We start from the raw sequence: 15,241 nt of genomic DNA, 5'->3' as shown, positions 1-15,241 counted from the left end.
TGGCCCCGAGTGGCCGCTGTGGCGGCTACGACAGGAGAATGGATATATGGCTAGCTTCACCCATACCATCGGCAACATGACCTGGCACTTCGACAGCCTGCGCGAGCTGATGGCCAAGGCCAGCCCGGCGCGTTCTGGCGATTACCTGGCCGAGATCGCCGCGCAGAGCGACGCGGAACGCGCCGCGGCGCAGATGGCTCTGGCCAACGTGCCGCTCAAGCATTTTCTGCAGGAAGCGCTGATTCCCTACGAAAAGGACGAGGTCACCCGGCTGATCATCGACACCCACGATGCGGCGGCCTTCGCTCCGGTCAGCCACCTGACGGTCGGCGGGCTGCGCGACTGGCTGCTCGGTGAGGCTGCCGACGAAGCCAGCCTGAGCGCCCTGGCGCCGGGGCTGACAGCGGAGATGGCTGCCGCCGTGTCGAAGATCATGCGTGTGCAGGATCTGGTGCTGGTGGCCCAGAAGACCCGCGTGGTCACCCGCTTTCGCAACACCATGGGGCTGCGCGGGCGAATGTCCACCCGCTTGCAGCCCAATCATCCCACCGACGATCCGGCCGGTATCGCCGCCAGCATTCTCGACGGCCTGCTCTACGGCAATGGCGATGCAATGATCGGCATCAACCCGGCCACCGACAGCGCGAGTTCGATCCGTGCCCTGCTGGAGATGCTCGATGCGATCATCCAGCGCTACGAGATCCCTACCCAGTCCTGCGTGCTGACCCACGTCACCAGTTCCATCGCCGCCATCGAGCGCGGTGCGCCGCTGGACCTGGTGTTCCAGTCGATCGCCGGCACCGAGGCGGCCAACGCCAGCTTCGGGGTCACCCTCAAGGTGCTGCAGGAAGGTTACGAGGCCGGCTTGAGCCTCAAGCGCGGCACCCTGGGCAACAACCTGATGTACTTCGAGACCGGCCAGGGCAGCGCCCTGTCGGCCAACGCCAACCACGACGTCGACCAGCAGACCTGCGAGACTCGCGCCTACGCGGTGGCCCGGCACTTCAATCCCTTCCTGGTCAACACTGTGGTCGGCTTCATCGGCCCCGAGTACCTGTACAACGGCAAGCAGATCATCCGTGCCGGCCTGGAGGACCACTTCTGCGGCAAGCTGCTCGGCGTGCCCATGGGCTGCGACATCTGCTACACCAACCATGCCGAAGCCGACCAGGACGATATGGACATACTGCTGACCCTGCTCGGCACCGCCGGCATCAACTTCATCATGGGCATTCCCGGTTCCGACGACGTGATGCTCAACTACCAGACCACCTCGTTCCATGATGCGCTTTACGCCCGCAAGGTACTGGGCCTGCACGCCGCCCCGGAGTTCGAACAGTGGCTGGCACGCATGGGCATCTTCCAGCAGCAGGGCGGCCGACTGCGCATGGGCGACGAGTTGCCGCCGGCGTTTCGCCAGGCCCTGGCGCAGTTGGCTTGAGAGGGCAGCATGGCAGACCAATCCCCTACCACCGAAAATCCCTGGCAGCAGCTGCGGCAACTGACCCCGGCCCGTATCGCCCTGGGCCGGGCGGGCACCAGCCTGCCGACCGCCGCGCAGCTGGATTTCCAGTTCGCCCATGCCCAGGCCCGCGACGCCGTGCACCTGCCGTTTGACCATGAGGGGCTGCGCGAGGAGCTGCAGGGCCGTGGGCTCGATACCCTGCTGGCGCGAAGCGCTGCGACCGATCGGCATACCTACCTGCAGCGTCCGGATCTCGGCCGACGCCTCGACGAAGAGTCCGCCCGCGCGCTGGATGAATATGCTGCGCAAAAGGGCCGTGGTTATGACCTGGCCATCGTCATCGCCGATGGGCTGTCGTCACTGGCGGTGCACCGCCACAGCCTGCCGTTCCTGGAAAAACTGCTGGAGCAGATCAACGAGGAAGGCTGGATGCTGGCGCCGATCACCCTGGTGGAGCAGGGCCGGGTCGCGGTGGCGGACGAGGTGGGCGAACGGCTGGGAGCGAAGATGACGGTGATCCTCATCGGCGAACGCCCGGGCCTCAGTTCCCCGGACAGCCTGGGCCTGTACTTCACCTATGCGCCACGGGTCGGCCTCAACGACGCCTACCGCAACTGCATCTCCAACGTGCGCCTGGAAGGCCTCAGCTACGGTATGGCGACCTTTCGCCTGATGTACCTGATGCGCGAGGCCTGCCGCCGCCAGCTGTCGGGCGTCGACCTCAAGGACGAAGCCGAAGTGCCGACCCTGGAAAACGCCGGGCCGGGCAACTTCCTGCTGCCGGATCAGCGTTAGTTCGTAGGGTGACGCCTCATCCACCACCATCGCGGCCGCAAAGGTGGATGAAAAGAGCGTCAGCTACGCGCCCCGCCCCACCCTACGGACTGAGTCGAGCCTCAGCGCGCCTCGATAGCAAAGCCGAGCCGCGGGAAGTGCACGTGCACGACCCCGGCCCGGGGATCCTCGCGGCGCACGATCAGCTCTTCCACCCCGGCGAACAACAGCTCGCCTTCCACCGCATCCACGCCGTAGTCGATGGCGGAGATCGCCACGGCCTGGCCGTTGGCGAAACCGTTGGGGTCGCTGAATGCCTCAGTCGGCAGAGGCGCCGGGGTGGCCTCGTGGGCCACCGTGATGGCCTCCTCGCTGCTCAACGACTGCGATGTACCATGCCCTCGCGCCAGCACCCGCTCCAGCCAGGCCGAGACGGCCGGATAGCCATCGACCAGGGGCGAGGTCACCGGCGTCGCACGCAGGAACCACAGCGGGTGGGCCATGGCGATATCGGCCAGGCTCGCCTCACCGAACAGGAACTCACCACCGCCCGCCTCCAGCTGGGCCTGCAGGCGCGCCATGAACGCCGGCCACTGGTGCCTGGCCTGTTCGGCGGGCAAACGGCTGGCCTGGCCACCGGCGAACAGTTTGGCACGGTCGGCGACGAAGGCCTGAACGAACTCGGGAGGCGCCTTGGCGAAGCGCACGGCGATGGATTCGGGCTGGAACACCAGGCTGACCGCGTGCTGGAACACCACCGAGTCGGCCCACTGGGCGAAGGCGGCGATAGCGAACGCCTGGGAGTGCGGCAACAGTGCCGGCTGTGGCTGATGCGCTTCCAGGCGGCGGGCGATCAACGCGGTGTCGCAGTAGATGTCGGCACCGATCTGCAGAACCGGCGTCTTGCGGTAGCCGCCGGTAAGCGCAGTGAGATCCGGCTTGGGCATTACCGGCGGGATCTGCACCGAGCGCCAGGCCAGGTCTTTGAAACCCAGCAACAGACGTGCCTTTTCAGCGAAGGGCGACGTGGGGTAATGGTGCAGAATCAGCTCAGACATTGGAGACCTCCGGAAACGGATGAGGCCTGCAGCTTAACTCAGCTTAGGCAGAACCCACTGGGGCTGATGAGTGCTCATCAAGGACATGCATGAGGCTCCCAGTGGCCACCAGCGTTTCCTTGGCGCCCTTGCCCAGCCGTTTGATCGCCCGCTCGCGGCGCAGGGCATCGCCCTTGCCGATACAGCTTTCGCTGTAGACCAGGGCCACTGCCGGGCTGGAAAAGAAGAAGCGGGCGCCCTTGCCGCTCTGATGCTGGGCGAAACGGCGCAGTGGATCGTCACTGATGCCGCAATAGAGCGCGCCATTGGCGGCACGCACCAGATAGACGAACCAGATTTTGTCCGGCGTAACGCTCATTGCCGGCGATCAGGCGAACCATTCGCGGGCAGAGCGCCATACGCACATGCCGACGAAGTACGCCGAAGACAGGCCCCACAGCGCCAGCAACCACAGCGGCTGGTTCGGGAACTGCAGGATCAGCAGCGCACAAGCGAACATCCAGACCATGGTCACCGCGATGTTCAACGGCATGAACTGTCTGACCCGGAACGGGTGCAGGAACTTCATGCGGGTCAGCGTCAGGCCGGCCAGCACCATGATGACCAGGAAGGTCACCCAAGGCTCGAAGTCGAGCAGGTAGAGGTACACCACCACCACGTTCCACGCCGCCGGGAAGCCGACGAAGTAGTTGTCCTTGCTCTTCATGTTGACGTTGCAGAAGCAGAACAGCGACGACAGCAGGATGACGCCCACGGAGAGCAGCAGCGTGTACTCGGGCAGCGGGATGAAGCGGTAGACGAAGATCGCCGGGATGAATACGTAGGTGAGGTAGTCGATCACCAGGTCGAGGGTCGAGCCGTCGAAATGCGGCAGCACCACCTTGACGTCGTACTTGCGCGCCAGGGTGCCGTCCAAGCCGTCAACCAGAAGCGCCAACCCCAACCACAGCAGGCAGCTTTGCGCCCTCCCCTCGATCAGGGCCAACAAGGCCAGCATGCCGAGGATGACCCCACTGGCGGTTACCGCGTGCACGCTCCATGCCTTGGCTTTACTGGGTGATAGCGACATAACACTCATGATCGAAATACTCTGGTAGACGGACTTTCACGCAACGAACGGCCTCTTTACATGCACCGGGCCATTCATCGATGAAGATTGAGACCGGGAAGCCTACCACTCCGTTCACCTGTGCGCCTCTACACCTTGCTGCCCGGCTGACGCACGGGCGGCCTGGAACTGCCGCAGAGCGTTCCTGGCCTGCCTGCGCACGGTGTTTTTCAGCAGCGGCGTCCAGCCGATGAGCAGGCCCTGAAAACCCAGCGCCTGAGCGGACCAGCGCCACATATCGAACTGATCACGGTGTTCGACGATCAATCCATCACGAATCACGAACGACGCCTGGATGCGGTTCACCACGGTGCGGCCGGTCTGGCTGAACAGGTAAGTGGCCACCCAGTTGGCGCTACCACCATTGGCATCGGCCTGCACATCGCTGAAGGTCAGGGAGAAGTTCTTGGCACGGGTGGTCAGCATGCGCCACATGTCTGCAGCATCGTCACCGGTCAGGGTGCCGAATGCCGGGTCACTGAAGCTGACACCAGGCGCATAGCAACCCACCATGCGCTCGGCATCCAGCTGCTGGAAGGCCTGGTAGAAACGAGTGATCACATCGGCATTCGGGTGGGACATGGCTGAGCTCCTGGGCGATGCGCAGAGTATCGCCGCAAAACGCCGAGCCGACGATAGGGCATATCGGCCATTGATACGCCTTCATCACAACGAAAAAGGGAGCCCTGCTGAGGCTCCCTTCCAATACTTTCGATCTAGCAAGCTAGAGTCCTGCAAGGCCTAGGCGGCCCCGCAAAAACAGGCGAGCAAGCGGACCGGGCTCGCATGCGAGTGTACTTTTGTACATGAGCATAACTCGCTTCGCTCGCCCCTCCGGGACCGCACTACAGTGCGTTAGCCGCAAGCGGCTTTCCGACCGGGCTGGTGATCCAGCCTGTTTTTAACGCGCAGGGCCGACGCGCAGCAGATGGTAAGTTCGTTCTCAGTGCAGGATCTGCCCGAGGAACAGCTTGGTCCGTTCGTTCTGCGGATTGTCGAAGAAGGCGTTGGGCTCGGCCTGTTCGACGATCTCGCCCTTGTCCATGAAGATCACCCGATCCGCCACGGTGCGGGCGAAGCCCATTTCGTGGGTCACACAGAGCATGGTCATGCCGTCCTGGGCCAGGCCTATCATGGTGTCGAGTACTTCCTTGACCATTTCCGGGTCAAGTGCCGAGGTCGGCTCATCGAACAGCATGATCTTCGGCTTCATGCACAGGGCACGGGCAATGGCCACACGCTGCTGCTGGCCGCCGGACAGTTGCCCCGGAAACTTGTGGGCCTGCTCCGGAATACGCACACGCTCGAGGAAGTGCATGGCGATTTCTTCCGCCTTGCGCCTGGGCATCTTGCGCACCCACATCGGCGCCAGCGTGCAGTTCTGCAGCACGGTGAGGTGCGGGAACAGGTTGAAGTGCTGGAACACCATGCCCACTTCGCGGCGCACGGTCTCGATGTCCTTGAGGTCCCGGGTCAGTTCGGTGCCATCGACCACGATGCGACCGGCCTGGTGTTCCTCCAGACGGTTGATGCAGCGGATGGTGGTGGACTTGCCCGAGCCCGACGGGCCGCACAGCACGATACGCTCGCCCTGGCGCACGTCCAGGTTGATGTCCTTGAGGACGTGGAACTGGCCGTACCACTTGTTCACGCCCTGCAACTGAATGATCGGCTCGGCGCTGGGTTGCTTGTTTGCTTCGCTCATCTAAGTGACTCCTAACGCTTGTGGCCGGTATCGAGCTTCCGCTCCAGATGGAGGGAGTAGCGGGACATGCCGAAACAGAAAATCCAGAAAATCAGGCCAGCGAACACATAGCCCTCGGTCGCCATGCCCAGCCACGCCGGGTCGGCGGCCGCCTGCTTGACGCTGTTGAGCAGGTCGAACAGGCCGATGATGATCACCAGGCTGGTGTCCTTGAACAGGGCGATGAAAGTGTTGACGATGCCCGGAATCACCAGCTTGAGCGCTTGCGGCAGGATCACCAGGCCCATCATCCGCCAGTAGCCCAGGCCCATGGCGCCGGCCGCTTCGTATTGCCCCTTGGGAATCGCCTGGAGACCACCACGCACCACTTCGGCGATGTAGGCCGACTGGAACAGGATCACCCCGATCAGCGCCCGCATCAGCTTGTCGAAGCTCATGCCCTCGGGCAGGAACAGCGGCAGCATCACCGAAGACATGAACAGTACGGTGATCAGCGGAACGCCACGCCAGAACTCGATGAAGGTCACGCAGACCACCCGCACCGCCGGCATGTTGGAGCGGCGCCCCAGGGCCAGCAGAATGCCCAGCGGCAATGCGCCGGCGATCCCCACCGCGGCGATCACCAGGGTCAGCATCAGGCCGCCCCAACGGCTGGTCGGTACGTTTTCCAGGCCGAACACACCACCATGCAGCAGGCACCAGGCAACCACCGGGTAGATCACCAGGAAGCCGATGCCATAGATGGCCTTGCGCGGAAAGCGGGAAATGAACAGCGGTGCTGCGCCGATGATCGCCAGTACGGCGGTCAGGTCCACGCGCCAGCGCAGTTCACTGGGGTAGAAGCCGTACATGAACTGGCTGAAGCGCGCCTGGATGAACACCCAGCAGGCGCCTGACTGGGTGCAATCGGCGCGAGTGGTGCCCACCCAGTTGGCGTCGATGAACGCCCACTTGAGCAGCGGCGGTACCATCAGCCAGACGAGGTAGATGGCGAAGAAGGTCAGCAGGGTATTGAGCCAGCTGGAGAACAGATTGCTGCGCATCCAGGCGACCACGCCAACGCTGGCGCTGGGTGGCGGCTGATCCGGCTTGAAGATATGGGTCGTGCTCATTGCGCTAGGTCCTCACCGCTCGATCAGCGCGATGCGCTTGTTGTACCAGTTCATCAGCAGGGAAATGCTGATACTGATCGCCAGGTACACGCTCATGGTGATGGCAATCACCTCGATGGCCTGGCCGGTCTGGTTGAGCACCGTACCGGCGAACAGCGAGACCATGTCCGGGTAGCCGATACCGGCGGCCAGGGAAGAATTCTTCGCCAGGTTCAGGTATTGGCTGGTCAGCGGTGGAATGATCACGCGCATGGCCTGGGGAATGATCACCTTGCGCAGGGTCGGGCCCGGGCGCAGCCCCAGGGAACGAGCCGCTTCGGTCTGCCCGTGGCTGACCGAGTTGATCCCGGAGCGCACGTTCTCGGCGATAAAGGCCGCGGTGTAGACGGTCAACGCGATGGTCAGCGCCAGCAACTCGGGGATCATCACCCAGCCGCCGACGAAGTTGAAGCCCTTGAGCTCCGGTACAGACCAGTGCAGCGGGCTGCCGAAGACCAGCGCGAACAGCGCGGGGATGGCGATCGCCAGGCCCAGGCCCGCCCAGAACTTGTGGAACGGCACGCCGGTGGCTTCGAAGCGCTTGTTGGCCCAGCGGGTCATCAGCACGATGGCGACGAGGGTCACAAGCAGGCCGGCCACGAACGGCCAGAAGGCCCCTGTGGCCTCGGCAGCCGGCATGTTCAGGCCGCGGTTGCTGAGGAAGAAACTGTCGCCGACGTTGATGCTGGCACGCGGCCCGGGCAGCGGCAGCAGCACGGCGAAGTACCAGAAGAGAATCTGCAGCAACGGCGGGATGTTGCGGAACACTTCGATATAGACGGTCGCCAGCTTGCTGATCATCCAGTTTGGCGACAGCCGCGCGATACCGATGATGAAACCGAGGAAAGTGGCCAGCACGATGCCGATGAACGACACCAGCAGGGTGTTGAGCAGGCCGATGACGAACACGCGAGCATAGCTGTCCGCTTCGGTGTAGCTGATCAAGTGTTGGGCGATGCCGAAGCCGGCACTGCGCTCGAGGAAGTCGAAGCCGGAGGTGATACCCCGGTGCTGCAGGTTGGTCTGTGTGTTGCTGAACAGGAACCATCCCATCGCGACCACGGCCACAACGGTGATGATCTGGAATAGCCAGGCGCGCACACGTGGATCGCTGAGGGAGAACCCCTGCGGTGCGCCGATGTTTTTCTGCATGGGAATGCCCCAGGTATAGCGGAACGAAAATCGCCCGGCAGCCGGCTGCCGGGCGACAGGTCAATCAACGCACGGGAGGCGCGTAGTGCAGACCACCTTTGTTCCACAGAGCGTTCAGGCCACGCTCGATTTTCAACTCACTGCCTTTGCCGATGTTGCGCTCGAAGACTTCGCCGTAGTTACCGACCTGCTTGACGATCTGCACGACCCAGTCCTTGGGCAGCTTCAGATCCTTGCCGTACTCACCGTCGGCACCGAGCATACGGGCGACGTCAGGGTTCTTGGTTTCCTTGGCCAGGGCTTCGACGTTCTTGGAGTCGACACCCAGTTCCTCGGCGTTGAGCATGGCGAACAGCGTCCACTTGACGATAGCCATCCAGTCTTCGTCGCCACGACGAACCAGCGGGCCCAGCGGCTCCTTGGAGATCACTTCCGGCAGTACTACCCAGTCATCCGGCGCGCCCAGCTTGATGCGCTGTGCGTACAACTGCGACTGGTCGGAGGTCAGCACGTCGCAACGCCCGGCTTCCAGGGACTTGGCGCTCTCGTCGGAGGTGTCGAAGGTGATCGGGGTGTATTTCAGGCCGTTCGAGCGGAAGTAGTCGGAGACGTTCAGCTCGGTGGTGGTACCTGCCTGGATACAGATGGTCGCGCCATCCAGTTCCTTGGCGCTGGCGACGCCGAGCTTCTTGTTGACCAAAAAGCCGATGCCGTCGTAGTAGGTCACACCGGTGAACACCAGGCCCATGCCGCCATCACGGGAGCTGGTCCAGGTAGTGTTGCGCGACAGCACGTCGACTTCACCGGACTGGATCGCGGTGAAACGCTCCTTGGCGGTCAGCGGGCTGTATTTGACCTTGGTCGCGTCACCGAACACTGCTGCGGCGACACCGCGACAAATGTCGACGTCGATGCCCTGATAGTTGCCTTTCTCATCCGGCACCGAGAAGCCAGGCAGGCCATCACTGACACCGCACTGTACGAAACCTTTCTTCTTCACGGCATCCAGGGTGGCGCCGGCGTGAGCCATGCCCGCGGCGCCCAGAACGGCGGCGGTGGTCAACATCGCCAGGGTGGTTTTGACCATCTTCATTGAATATTCTCCGGTTGCTTTTGTTGTGTTGGAGTCTCAGTCGGATCGCCGTACCTTTTTGGGGCATACCGACGCTGTTGGCAGCAGCAGCGTCGACCGGCGTTCAGACCTCGGCACAAGTGTAGCGACCCATTCGAAGGGGGGTCATCGACGCTCGCGCCAGCCCGCGGGTGAGCGGGCCTGAGACGGATAGCGAATTTGCAAATCGCGGGGCATGCAGCGCCCGGCGAACCTTTTGGAAACCCCATCAAATCGGCTTCCCCGTCTGCTCCGCAACCCCGGGCGGTGTTACCGTACGGGGCCAACGACATCAGTCCACAGCTTTGATAGCAAAGCCCATACCATCCTTCGATTTTGCCCCTGCCACGGGGAGGTCAAGGGTGAAACTTGTAATCTTGCGACATCTTGTTCACGGATTAGCGTAGTGCTGAAAACGCACATCGCACCACTTTAGAGCGAAAGCCCCACAATGGAGCAACCCATGGACACCACTCTGGTACTGCAGTCCCCACTTCCCGCCGATGCCTGTGTCATCTGGCTGCACGGTCTGGGGGCAGACCGCTTCGACTTCCAGCCAGTGGCTCAAGCCCTGCAGAAATCATTGAACAGCACACGTTTCGTCCTGCCCCAGGCGCCTACCCGTCCAGTCACCATCAATGGTGGATACTCGATGCCGAGCTGGTACGACATTCTCGCCATGAGCCCGGCCAGGGCGATCGATCGCGAGCAGCTCGAACAATCGGCACAGCAGGTGATCGATCTGATCGAGGCGCAGCGCAACGAAGGCATCGATCCGGGGCGGATTTTCCTCGCCGGGTTTTCCCAGGGCGGCGCGGTGGTGCTGCACACCGCCTTCCTGCGCTGGCAAGGGCCACTGGGGGGTGTTCTGGCGCTGTCCACCTATGCCCCGACCTTTGCCGACCCGGTGCACCTGAGCGACCTGCAACGCGCAATACCGGTGTACTGCCTGCACGGCAATCAGGACGGCGTGGTGTTACCGCCGATGGGCCGCGCTGCCCATGACTGGCTGCAGCGGCATGAGGTCAACGTGACATGGCAGGAATACGCCATGGGCCACGAAGTGTTACCGGAGCAAATCCGCGATATCGGCAACTGGCTGGCAGCCCGTCTGTAACGCCTGATTCGCGTGATCGAGATCACATTGCCGATGCCGCCCGTCGTCGTCGTCGGCAAGAGGATTGTCAGTCTTCGGGCCGACGGATACTGTCACGCCAATGAGACCCGTCCATCACCATGAATGAGGTCGTTGACCCAGGGAGCGGTAGCGGTGCCACTCGTTGATCGTTTTCGAGCAAGGATGCTGATGCCATGAAGGCAGCCCACTGGCAGACCGATCCTCAACAGATTCGTCATCTGCGCCTGTTCAACAATGTCGCACTGGGCAGCCTGACGCAGCTGCTCGACTCGTTTCTGCCCTGCGACCTGGACACCGGCGAAGTGCTGCTGTCGCCATTCGATCGCAACCAGTACCTCTATATAGTAGTCAATGGAAGCCTCAAGGTTTATCTGGGCTCCATGGACAACCAGCCGGTGACCACCCTGCGCCCTGGTGACTACGCGGGCGAAGTCAGCTTCATCGACAACGAGCATCCCAGCGCCTATGTGGTGGCCACCGAGCCGAGCAGCGTGCTACGCCTGCACCGTGATGCCCTGACCACGCTGTTCCAGCAATCACCGCAAATGATGCAGAACCTGCTGGAGGTACTCTGCAGCCGGGTCCGCCAGGGCAACCGGCAACTGATCGACAGCGAGCAGAACGCCAATGTCGACAAGCTGACCGGGGCCTTCAACCGGCGCTGGCTGGAGCATGTCTTCGACCGTGAACGCTCCCGCTGCCTGTTCAGTTGCCAGCCACTGAGCCTGCTGATGCTCGATGTCGACCACTTCAAGGAATACAACGACCAGCACGGCCACCTGGCCGGTGACTATGCCTTGTGCATGGTGGCGCATACCCTGCGCCGGCAATTGCGTACCCGTGACAGCCTGATCCGCTTCGGTGGCGAGGAGTTCGTCGTGCTGCTGCCCGAGCTGAACCTGAAACAGGCCGCCGACATCGCCGAACGTCTGCGCGAAAGCCTGGAACACGTCACTGCCTTCTATTCGCCACTGGGTGCCCAGCCCGGGGTGACCATTTCCCTCGGCCTGACCCAGATGCTGCCCAAAGACAGCCTGACCAGCCTGATGGCCCGTGCCGATCAGGCCCTGTACAGGGCCAAGGATGGAGGCCGTAACCGCCTCTGTGACTGAACGCGTGTAGCGATCGCCTCGACGATGAACAAGCCCCGCGCCATGCCCGCCAGCCGCTAGACGGGCCCTGTACGCCCATGTCGGCGGAGTACTTCGCCCTGCACGCGTCTTGCTTTACACTGGCCGTCGTTCATTCCTTAACCAACCGACGAGATGACCGTGCTCAACGCACTCAAAAAAATATTCGGCAAAGCCGAAAATGAGCCACACAGCTCAGTCTCCCCGACCCCCGAGCCCGCCCCGCCACCCGCCAGCCCCGCTCGCGAGGAACGCCAGCCACGGCCACCGAAAGCGTCGGCTCCCGTTGCCCAGAAGCCCCACAGCAAACCCGCGAAACCTCGCCGCGAACGCGCGCCCAAGCCCGTCGACACCTGGAAACTCGAAGACTTCAAGGTCGAGCCAGCCCCCGGCAAGACCCGTTTCCACGACTTCAAGCTGTCCCCGGAGCTGATGCATGCCATCCACGACCTGGGCTTCCCCTACTGCACGCCGATCCAGGCCGGCGTGCTGGGCTACACCCTCAAGGGTCGCGACGCCATCGGCCGTGCGCAGACCGGTACGGGCAAGACCGCTGCCTTCCTGATCTCCATCATCACCCAGCTGCAACAGACCCCGCCGCCGAAAGACCGCTACATGGGCGAGCCGCGGGCACTGATCATCGCGCCAACCCGCGAGCTGGTGGTACAGATCGCCAAGGACGCTGCCGAGCTGACCAAGTACAGCGACCTGAACGTCATGAGCTTCGTCGGCGGCATGGACTTCGACAAACAGCTCAAGCTGCTCGAATCACGCTTCTGCGACATCCTGGTCGCCACCCCGGGCCGCCTGCTGGACTTCAACCAACGCGGTGAGGTCCACCTGGACATGGTCGAGGTCATGGTGCTCGACGAGGCCGACCGCATGCTCGACATGGGCTTCATCCCTCAGGTCCGCCAGATCATCCGCCAGACCCCGATGAAGGGCGAACGCCAGACGCTGCTGTTCTCCGCCACCTTCACCGAAGACGTGATGAACCTCGCCAAACAGTGGACCACCGACCCGGCCATCGTCGAGATCGAGCCGGAAAACGTCGCCAGCGATACCGTCGAGCAGCACGTCTACGCCGTGGCCTCGGCAGACAAGTACAAGCTGCTCTACAACCTGATCGCCCAGAACGACTGGATCCGCGTGATGGTCTTCGCCAACCGCAAGGATGAAGTTCGGCGCATCGAGGAACGCCTGACCCGCGACGGCATCAGCGCCGCGCAGATGTCCGGCGACGTGCCGCAGCACAAACGCATCAAGGTGCTGGAAGGTTTCCGTGAGGGCAGCATTCGCGTACTGGTGGCCACCGATGTGGCCGGCCGCGGCATCCATGTCGATGCCATCAGCCACGTGATCAACTTCACCCTGCCGGAAGACCCGGACGACTACGTGCACCGCATCGGTCGTACCGGCCGCGCTGGCAGCAGCGGCACCTCGATCAGCTTCGCCGGTGAGGACGATGCCTTCGCCCTGCCGCCGATCGAGGAGCTGATCGGCCGCAAGATCCAGTGCGAGATGCCGCCGGAAGTACTGCTCAAGCCGGTTCAGCGCAAACAGTGACGGCAACGCCTGTGCATGCCATTCGGCAGCCGGCCCGCCAGGCCGGCCTGCCGCCCCCAGCGTCATCGCGTCACGCAGCGCGCCGCAGCGGCCCGCTGGTGCCTCACGTCAATACAGGGATTCGTTCATGCCACTCCAGATCGACAGCGGCGACCTGAGCCGCGCCGTGCAGGCCGGCGTCCTGCAGCCTGGCCAGGATCAGGCGCTGCTGGAGTTTCTCCAGCAGCAGCCCGACGGCCGACCCAGCTTTCAGCTCTCTCATGTGGCCTATTACTTCGGCGCCCTGCTGATCATCGGCGCCATGGGCTGGCTGATGACCGAAGCCTGGATGAGCATCGGTGATACCGCGCTGCTGCTGATCAGCGCTGCCTACCTGCTGCTGTTCTTCCTCGGTGGCCGCAGCCTGTGGCAACGCGGCCAGCCGATACCCGGCGGTTTGCTCGCGGCGGTGGCAGTGAGCCTCGTGCCGCTGGTGGTATTCGCCGCACAGCGCGTGTTCGGCCTGTGGCCCATGGGTGACACGCAAACCGACTACGCCGACTACTACCGCTACGTGCAAGGCGGTTGGCTGTTCATGGAAGTGGCCACCATCGTGGTCGGCCTGCTGGTGCTGCGCGTGATGCCCTTCCCGTTCATCGTCATGCTGATCGCCGTGGCCCTCTGGTTCATGTCGATGGATCTCAGCGAACTGTTTCATGACGAGTACATCACCTGGGAGCAACGCCGTGACGTTTCGCTCTGGTTCGGCCTGCTGATTCTGCTCGTCAGCCTGCTGGTGGACGGCCGCAGCAAACAGGATTTCGCCTTCTGGGGTTACCTGGCGGGCCTCACCGCATTCTGGTGCGGCCTGAGCCTGCAGGACAGCGGCAGCGAGTTGGGCAAGTTGCTCTATTGCCTGATCAATCTGGGCCTGATCAGTTTCGCCGTGCTGCTGCGCCGCCCGCTGTTCATGGTCTTCGGCGCCCTGGGCGTGGCGGGTTATCTCGGCTATCTGGCCCACGACGTATTCGAGGATTCGCTGCTGTTCCCGGTGGTGGTCAGCCTGATCGGCCTGGGCGTCATCGGCCTGGGTCTGCTCTACCAGAAACGCCGTGAGGCGATGACCAGCGCCCTGCGCCGACACCTGCCAGCCAGCTGGCAGACGCTTCTGCCAGCGTTGCGTCGCTGATTTCGCAAAGCCGCTCTGCGCCGCCGCTCAACCGGGGCGGTAGCGCGTCCACAGCCTGTCGAACTCCCGTGCATATTCGGCGACCAGATAGGGGTCGTCGGTCACCAGCAGGTTTTCTTCGTTGCTGGTGCTCGCGCTGCGCGTCCAGTTGAAACTGCCATTGAGCAGCAGGCGGCGGTCGAACAGGGCGAACTTATGGTGCATGTGGAAGGGGCTGTCATCGATGCGCAGCGGCACGCCCTGATCGATCAGTCGCGGGATATCGCTGCCCACGTCGAAGCGCTTTTCACTGTCACTGATGATTCGTACGGCCACGCCACGGCGATGCACGGCGATCAGCTCGTCACTGAGCTGGTCATCGGAAATGCTGTAGACGCACACATCCACCGACTCCCGGGCCTGTTGGCATAGGTCGCGAATGCGCCGACGGCAACTTTCCCCTGGGCTGAAATGCGCACTGGCGTGACCACCGACCGGCGAGCAGCGCACCTCCAGGGTCTTGATCACCTGCTCCAGCCATTTCAGGGCCGGCATGGCGTCCTCGGGGTTGCCGACCAACTCGCGCACCAGGGAGAAGGCGCGGTTGCGCAGGTAGCGCACCTGATCAGGCGTCAGGTCGTTGCCCAGTTCGCGCAGTTCGTCTCGCTCATCGTTGCTGAGCTTGAGGTCCGCGAGGCTGTCACGCAGGTGTTGATCGAGGCGATCGAAATCCATC

15 protein-coding genes are annotated in these 15,241 nt (G+C 63.1%); 6 read left to right on the top strand and 9 right to left on the bottom strand.

Going from position 1 to position 15,241, the window contains the following annotated elements:
* Nucleotides 1-46 precede the first annotated feature (46 nt).
* A complete protein-coding gene (locus tag BLR94_RS13910; RefSeq protein WP_084306353.1) occupies nucleotides 47-1,441 on the top strand; it encodes an ethanolamine ammonia-lyase subunit EutB in 1,395 nt (464 codons plus the stop codon).
* A gap of 9 nt (nucleotides 1,442-1,450) precedes the next feature.
* Nucleotides 1,451-2,260 carry an ethanolamine ammonia-lyase subunit EutC gene (gene eutC, locus BLR94_RS13905; RefSeq protein ID WP_084306352.1) on the top strand — a complete coding sequence of 270 codons (810 nt, stop codon included), beginning with the start codon at nucleotides 1,451-1,453 and terminating at the stop codon, nucleotides 2,258-2,260.
* A 101-nt stretch (nucleotides 2,261-2,361) separates the two neighbouring features.
* On the opposite strand, the gene BLR94_RS13900 is transcribed toward eutC, so the two are convergent.
* The 8 genes from BLR94_RS13900 to BLR94_RS13865 all read right to left on the bottom strand — a co-directional run bounded on the left by BLR94_RS13900 (nucleotide 2,362) and on the right by BLR94_RS13865 (nucleotide 9,506).
* Nucleotides 2,362-3,297 carry a glutathione S-transferase family protein gene (locus BLR94_RS13900; RefSeq protein WP_084306351.1) on the bottom strand — a complete coding sequence of 312 codons (936 nt, stop codon included), beginning with the start codon at nucleotides 3,295-3,297 and terminating at the stop codon, nucleotides 2,362-2,364.
* Nucleotides 3,298-3,340: 43 nt separating this feature from the next.
* On the bottom strand, nucleotides 3,341-3,655 hold the full coding sequence (locus BLR94_RS13895; RefSeq protein WP_084306350.1) for a GIY-YIG nuclease family protein: 315 nt from the start codon (nucleotides 3,653-3,655) through the stop codon (nucleotides 3,341-3,343).
* A gap of 9 nt (nucleotides 3,656-3,664) precedes the next feature.
* Nucleotides 3,665-4,375: a phosphatidylcholine synthase gene (pcsA, locus tag BLR94_RS13890; RefSeq protein ID WP_084306349.1), complete on the bottom strand. Its 711-nt coding sequence runs from the start codon at nucleotides 4,373-4,375 to the stop codon at nucleotides 3,665-3,667.
* A gap of 105 nt (nucleotides 4,376-4,480) precedes the next feature.
* Nucleotides 4,481-4,987, bottom strand: coding sequence for a nuclear transport factor 2 family protein (locus tag BLR94_RS13885; RefSeq protein ID WP_084306348.1), 507 nt, complete (start codon nucleotides 4,985-4,987; stop codon nucleotides 4,481-4,483).
* Nucleotides 4,988-5,348: 361 nt separating this feature from the next.
* Nucleotides 5,349-6,110 (bottom strand): amino acid ABC transporter ATP-binding protein, encoded by a 762-nt coding sequence (locus BLR94_RS13880; RefSeq protein WP_084306347.1) that lies wholly within the window; start codon nucleotides 6,108-6,110, stop codon nucleotides 5,349-5,351.
* A gap of 11 nt (nucleotides 6,111-6,121) precedes the next feature.
* The gene (locus BLR94_RS13875; RefSeq protein WP_084306346.1) at nucleotides 6,122-7,222 is read right to left on the bottom strand and encodes an amino acid ABC transporter permease; all 1,101 of its coding nucleotides are present in this window, start codon (nucleotides 7,220-7,222) and stop codon (nucleotides 6,122-6,124) included.
* A gap of 12 nt (nucleotides 7,223-7,234) precedes the next feature.
* Complete coding sequence (locus BLR94_RS13870) at nucleotides 7,235-8,413, bottom strand: amino acid ABC transporter permease (RefSeq protein WP_084306345.1); 1,179 nt, start codon at nucleotides 8,411-8,413, stop codon at nucleotides 7,235-7,237.
* A gap of 64 nt (nucleotides 8,414-8,477) precedes the next feature.
* A complete protein-coding gene (locus BLR94_RS13865; RefSeq protein WP_084306344.1) occupies nucleotides 8,478-9,506 on the bottom strand; it encodes an amino acid ABC transporter substrate-binding protein in 1,029 nt (342 codons plus the stop codon).
* Between the two features lie 481 nt (nucleotides 9,507-9,987).
* On the opposite strand from BLR94_RS13865, the gene BLR94_RS13860 reads away from it, so the two are divergent.
* The 4 genes from BLR94_RS13860 (at nucleotide 9,988) to BLR94_RS13845 (ending at nucleotide 14,526) form a co-directional block, all read left to right on the top strand.
* Nucleotides 9,988-10,641, top strand: coding sequence for an alpha/beta hydrolase (locus BLR94_RS13860; RefSeq protein WP_084306343.1), 654 nt, complete (start codon nucleotides 9,988-9,990; stop codon nucleotides 10,639-10,641).
* 194 nt (nucleotides 10,642-10,835) lie between these two features.
* A complete protein-coding gene (locus tag BLR94_RS13855; RefSeq protein WP_084306342.1) occupies nucleotides 10,836-11,774 on the top strand; it encodes a GGDEF domain-containing protein in 939 nt (312 codons plus the stop codon).
* A 159-nt stretch (nucleotides 11,775-11,933) separates the two neighbouring features.
* Nucleotides 11,934-13,358 (top strand): ATP-dependent RNA helicase RhlB, encoded by a 1,425-nt coding sequence (gene rhlB, locus BLR94_RS13850; protein WP_084306385.1) that lies wholly within the window; start codon nucleotides 11,934-11,936, stop codon nucleotides 13,356-13,358.
* 127 nt (nucleotides 13,359-13,485) lie between these two features.
* The gene (locus BLR94_RS13845; protein WP_084306341.1) at nucleotides 13,486-14,526 is read left to right on the top strand and encodes a DUF2157 domain-containing protein; all 1,041 of its coding nucleotides are present in this window, start codon (nucleotides 13,486-13,488) and stop codon (nucleotides 14,524-14,526) included.
* A 27-nt stretch (nucleotides 14,527-14,553) separates the two neighbouring features.
* Here BLR94_RS13845 and BLR94_RS13840 read toward each other — a convergent pair whose 3' ends face one another.
* The gene (locus BLR94_RS13840; RefSeq protein ID WP_084306340.1) at nucleotides 14,554-15,240 is read right to left on the bottom strand and encodes a phospholipase D-like domain-containing protein; all 687 of its coding nucleotides are present in this window, start codon (nucleotides 15,238-15,240) and stop codon (nucleotides 14,554-14,556) included.
* Nucleotide 15,241: the final 1 nt, after the last annotated feature.

Source organism: Phytopseudomonas flavescens, assembly GCF_900100535.1.
Lineage (GTDB): Bacteria > Pseudomonadota > Gammaproteobacteria > Pseudomonadales > Pseudomonadaceae > Aquipseudomonas > Aquipseudomonas flavescens.
This window is presented reverse-complemented; position numbering and strand designations above follow the sequence as displayed.

Bases quoted from the DNA above. Each gene is read 5' to 3' on its own strand.
- BLR94_RS13910 (WP_084306353.1), top strand. From the start codon at position 47: ATGGCTAGCTTCACCCATACCATCGGCAACATGACCTGGCACTTCGAC.
- eutC (WP_084306352.1), top strand. From the start codon at position 1,451: ATGGCAGACCAATCCCCTACCACCGAAAATCCCTGGCAGCAGCTGCGG.
- BLR94_RS13900 (WP_084306351.1), bottom strand. From the start codon at position 3,297: ATGTCTGAGCTGATTCTGCACCATTACCCCACGTCGCCCTTCGCTGAA.
- BLR94_RS13895 (WP_084306350.1), bottom strand. From the start codon at position 3,655: ATGAGCGTTACGCCGGACAAAATCTGGTTCGTCTATCTGGTGCGTGCC.
- pcsA (WP_084306349.1), bottom strand. From the start codon at position 4,375: ATGAGTGTTATGTCGCTATCACCCAGTAAAGCCAAGGCATGGAGCGTG.
- BLR94_RS13885 (WP_084306348.1), bottom strand. From the start codon at position 4,987: ATGTCCCACCCGAATGCCGATGTGATCACTCGTTTCTACCAGGCCTTC.
- BLR94_RS13880 (WP_084306347.1), bottom strand. From the start codon at position 6,110: ATGAGCGAAGCAAACAAGCAACCCAGCGCCGAGCCGATCATTCAGTTG.
- BLR94_RS13875 (WP_084306346.1), bottom strand. From the start codon at position 7,222: ATGAGCACGACCCATATCTTCAAGCCGGATCAGCCGCCACCCAGCGCC.
- BLR94_RS13870 (WP_084306345.1), bottom strand. From the start codon at position 8,413: ATGCAGAAAAACATCGGCGCACCGCAGGGGTTCTCCCTCAGCGATCCA.
- BLR94_RS13865 (WP_084306344.1), bottom strand. From the start codon at position 9,506: ATGAAGATGGTCAAAACCACCCTGGCGATGTTGACCACCGCCGCCGTT.
- BLR94_RS13860 (WP_084306343.1), top strand. From the start codon at position 9,988: ATGGACACCACTCTGGTACTGCAGTCCCCACTTCCCGCCGATGCCTGT.
- BLR94_RS13855 (WP_084306342.1), top strand. From the start codon at position 10,836: ATGAAGGCAGCCCACTGGCAGACCGATCCTCAACAGATTCGTCATCTG.
- BLR94_RS13845 (WP_084306341.1), top strand. From the start codon at position 13,486: ATGCCACTCCAGATCGACAGCGGCGACCTGAGCCGCGCCGTGCAGGCC.
- BLR94_RS13840 (WP_084306340.1), bottom strand. From the start codon at position 15,240: ATGGATTTCGATCGCCTCGATCAACACCTGCGTGACAGCCTCGCGGAC.